At 43.3% G+C, this 4,788-nt stretch carries 1 protein-coding gene; it reads left to right on the top strand.

The window, feature by feature from the left end:
* Positions 1 to 48 precede the first annotated feature (48 nt).
* On the top strand, positions 49 to 4,788 hold a 4,740-nt coding region (locus Q1J64_RS05775), incomplete at its 3' end, for a non-ribosomal peptide synthetase (protein ID WP_367183493.1).

A 4,788-nucleotide genomic window follows, 5' to 3' on the forward strand; every position in this document is an offset into this window, starting at 1 on the left:
GATTTCCCTTACTGGACAGAAGGAGAACTCTGGATCGGAGGATACGGCGTGGCGAAAGGCTATCGCGGAGATTCAGAGCTTACGGAAAAGAAATTTATAATAGATGAGACTGGTCGTTGGTATCGTACCGGGGATTTGGGACGTTTCTGGAGGGATGAGACCATAGAATTTCTAGGGAGGAAAGACCATCAGGTAAAGATTCGCGGACACAGGATTGAACTCGGAGAGATTGAACATGCAATACAGGGCTTCAGGGAAGTTGGGAATGCGATTGTAGATACCTTTAGTGATGGATATGGAAATAAATCCTTGGTAGCTTATATCGAAGCGGAACAGAAAGAGGGTTCCGAAGTGACCGAATGGAAATACGGAGACGGTTCTTTGGATCCCGCATGGAAGAAGATGAAAGAATCCGTTTCTGATTGGGCAACGCTTGCAGACGCAAAGCAAGAACAGCGGTATGAGAAATTCCTTGCCTATGCCGACCGAAAGTGTCTCCAGCTTATGTTGGCAACACTGGAGCAGATCGGAATCCTGTTCCGGCAAACAAGCGGAGGCTTTGCCAGGGTGCCTGCAGCAGAAAATAAAATAGTGGTGGAACAGAAAGCGACTGTTTCACGATGGCTGGAAATATTAAATGAGGAAGGCATCTTACAGGAAGAGAAAGAAGAAAAAAATCTTGGAACGGAACATGCCGGCCTGCTAGAAGTAGAAGAAAGTATGGATGCATATTTTGGAAAGCTGCAGCCATATCTAGAAGCCATGCTTACAGGCAAAGAGAAATCTTTGGAGGTATTCTATCAAAAAGAAGCGGATTTGGCACCGAACAGGCTTTTAAGCAGGATTCCAGGACATCACGAGACAATCCGAGAACTGTCGGAAGCCTTGAAAGAATTGGCAGAAAACCGTCAGAAAGCCCCGTTGCAGATTCTTGAAATCGGCACCAGAGACACAGAAATCACAAGAGAGTTGCTGTGTGCGCTGGAAGATGTAACGGTGGCATATACTTATGCGGACTCATCCAAGTATTTTCTGGAAGAAGCAAGGCAGGAACTTTCAGAGTTTGAGGAAATCAAATTTGAATTGTTCACTTTGGACGACAGTCTGGATAAACAGCAGATTATGCCACATTGTTATGATGTTATTATCGCAGTGAACGCTCTGCACAGAAACCATAATGCGGAAAAGGCAGTCAAGAAAATAGCAGAATTATTAAAACCGAACGGAATCTTCCTGATGTCTGAACTGTTAGTAAAAACATACCTGCAGGATATTACCGCAGCATTTTTGGAAAACGGCTTTGCGGATGTTCAGGATGAAAGAAAAGAGAGAGGGCTTGCCACGCCAGATGTTTCTCTGTGGAAAAAATATTTCTTAAAAGCAGGTATGGGAGAGCGGCTGGAGTGTGGAGAGAAATACGGAAGGGGAATTTTCTGCGCCAGACAAGAAGAAAAAGTTTTGGAATACAGTGAAGATGCTTTACGCGAATACTTGTTAGGAAAATTGCCAGAGTACATGGTCCCGCAGAATTACCATTTTATGGAAATTATTCCCTCCCTCTCAAATGGTAAAATCAACAGAAAGCAATTAAAAGAAGAATTCAAAGGGGAGACGGCTACGATTCGGGTCTCAGGAGCGAATACGGAAATAGAAAGGAAACTGCTGGAAATCTGGAAAAAACTGTTTGGATATAAGGTTCTAGGTATAGATGATAATTATTTCACGTTAGGTGGAGATTCTCTCTTGGCTACAAAGCTGATATCCGAAGTACAGAAAGCCTTTAGGTGTAAAATATCCATTGGCACGGTTTTCGAAACGCTGACCGTGAGGGCACTGGCAAAGGCTATTGAACAGTCTGAAAAGAAAGAACAGGAGTTGCTAGAGTTACACCCGGATACAGAAAACGAAAACGAAGCATTTCCGCTAACAGACGTGCAGTATGCTTATTGGATGGGAAGAAGCGGCGTGTATGACTTGGGAAATGTAGCAACACACTGTTATTTTGAACTGGATGCCAAGAACTTAGATATTGAAAGGGCAGAAGAAGCATGGAACCTGCTAATCCAGCGCCATGGCATGATGCGCGTTTTTATCCAACCGGATGGAAAACAGCAGATACTGAAACAGGTTCCCAGATACAAGATTGTAGTAAGCGATATACGGGAATCAGGGAAAGATGAGAAAGAATCTGCCTTGGAAGAAAAACGAGAAAAGATGTCCCATCAGGTTATCCAGACAGAGCGATGGCCATTATTTGATGTACAAATAACAATGATAGAAGAAGATAGGCAGAGAATCCATATCAGCTTTGACAACATTACGTTTGACGGCTGGAGTATGTTCCATATCCTGAATGAATGGGCAGAGGTATACAGAAGCCAGAAGATCGGAGAACCGATTACGCTGTCTTTCAGGGATTATGTGCTGGGATTAGAAAAGCTGAAAGAACTGCCTGTTTATGAAGTGGATAAGAAATACTGGGAGGATAGGCTGGAAAACTTTGCCGATGCGCCGAAACTGCCAATAGCAAAGAATGAAAAACAAATCACAGACCAGAAATTCCGGAGACGAACTGCAAAACTATCACGGGAGGAATGGGATTCTGTCAAAGCTGTTGCAGGAAAGATAGGGGTAACGCCTTCGGTCTTTCTGATCAGTGCATATGCGGAGACGCTTCGTTTATGGAGTAGTAATAAAGACTTTACCATTAACCTTACCCAATTTGACCGGAAACCAGTACATCCGGAGGTGAATGCGCTAGTAGGGGATTTTACCACGCTGACGCTGCTAGAAGTATGTGAGAAAAAAGGAGGAAGCTTTGCGAACCGGACGAAAGCAATTCAGCGGCAGCTTACAGAGGATATGGAGCATTCTGTCTACAGTGCGATAGAGTTTGAACGCGAGCTGAAGAAAAGGAAGGGTAATATGCAGGGGGCAATCATGCCGGTCGTATTTACCAGCGGGCTGGGTGTAGAGCAATGGAACGAAGGAAAATGGCTTGGAAAACTGAATTATAATATTTCCCAAACGCCGCAGGTATGGCTGGACCATCAGGTGGTGGAGATGGATGGATGCCTCTGCCTTTTTTGGGATGCTGTAGAGGAACTGTTCTATCCGGGAATGCTGGACGATATGTTCCATGTATATACAAGCTTGCTTAGAAATATTGCTGAAAATCCAGCAGTTGTGGAGGAAGAAAGAAATACGTTAGTAAAAGCCGAAATCTCAGAGGAGCGCCAGACAGCAAACGAGACAGAAAAAATATTTGAGGATAAGACCCTAGACGAACTGTTCTGTGAAGCGGCAGAAAGGTTCCCAGATAAAGAAGCTGTAGTATCGGCGCAAAGAAGAATGACGTACCGAGAGCTGAAAGAAGAGGCACTTAGTATCTGTGGACAGCTACAAAAAGAAGGTATTGGCAGAGGAGAAACAGTGGCTGTCTTGATGGAAAAAGGATGGGAGCAGGTTACAGCAGTATATGGAATTTTATTCGCTGGAGCAGCCTATCTCCCGGTCGATATCCATAATCCGCAGGAGCGCATAGAAAAAATCCTCCATGACAGCAGTACTGAGGTTATCCTTACACAGCAAGATGCGGAAAAACAGATGGGATGGCTGAAAGAATGGAAGACGATTCCGGTCTGCGAGCAGAAATTCGGGAAACCAGTCCAGCGTGTAAAGAATGTACCAGAAGACTTGGCGTATGTAATCTATACATCTGGTACAACAGGTATGCCAAAGGGCGTTATGATAAGCCATCGTAATGCAGTAAATACCATTCTGGATATTAACAGTAAGTATCAGATAACTGAAAAAGATGTGGTATTCGGTGTCTCGAATCTGCATTTTGATTTATCTGTATATGACATCTTTGGAGTATTGGGCGCTGGTGGAAAACTTATCTTACCAGACCCTAAACAGATAAAAAATCCGGAACATTGGATATATTTAATGAACCAGGAAGGTGTAACTATCTGGAATAGTGTGCCGGCATTCATGGAGATGCTGGTAGAATATGAGGAGTATCAGAAAAAGTTAAATGTTTATATGCTTAGAGTCATTCTATTAAGTGGAGATTGGATTCCTGTTACGCTTCCGAGAAGAATAAGAGCTATTTTTGATACTGCTACAGTCGTAGCGTTAGGAGGGGCGACAGAAGCCAGTATCTGGTCTAATGCCTTCGATATTCCGGCAGAAGTACCAGAGGACTGGATTAGTATTCCTTATGGAAAGCCCCTGTCAAATCAACGTTATTATATTCTTGATGAGAATATGGAGGACTGCCCCGATTGGGTGCCGGGGAAACTTTATATTGCAGGAGAAGGAGTTGCACAGGGATATTTGAATGATAGGATGAGAACTGAAGAAAAGTTTGTATTTTCGCAGGTTCACAAGGAACGAGTATACGATACTGGCGATTTGGGAAGATACTGGGGTGACGGCAACATTCAATTTTTAGGAAGAGAAGACCAGCAGGTGAAAATAAATGGTTATCGAGTGGAGCTTGGAGAAATTGAATCTGCATTGCTGAACATCCAGGGTGTGACAAAAGCAGTCGTTTTCCTAAAACAATCTGATCTTAAAGAAATCGTAGGAGCTGTGCTGGTGGAGGAAAATGAATATCTTGAAAGGAAGAGTGAATTTTATCGGGAAATGCTAAAAGAGAAACTTCCAGAGTATATGATTCCGATAGAGTATTTCAAAGTCAAGGATATTCCTCTTAATTTGAATGGGAAAAAGGATATTCAGAAAATCCTGACTCTCGCAGAACAGACCCAACATATTGTT

The organism is Sporosarcina sp. (assembly GCF_029257255.1).
GTDB lineage: Bacteria > Bacillota > Bacilli > Bacillales_A > Planococcaceae > Sporosarcina.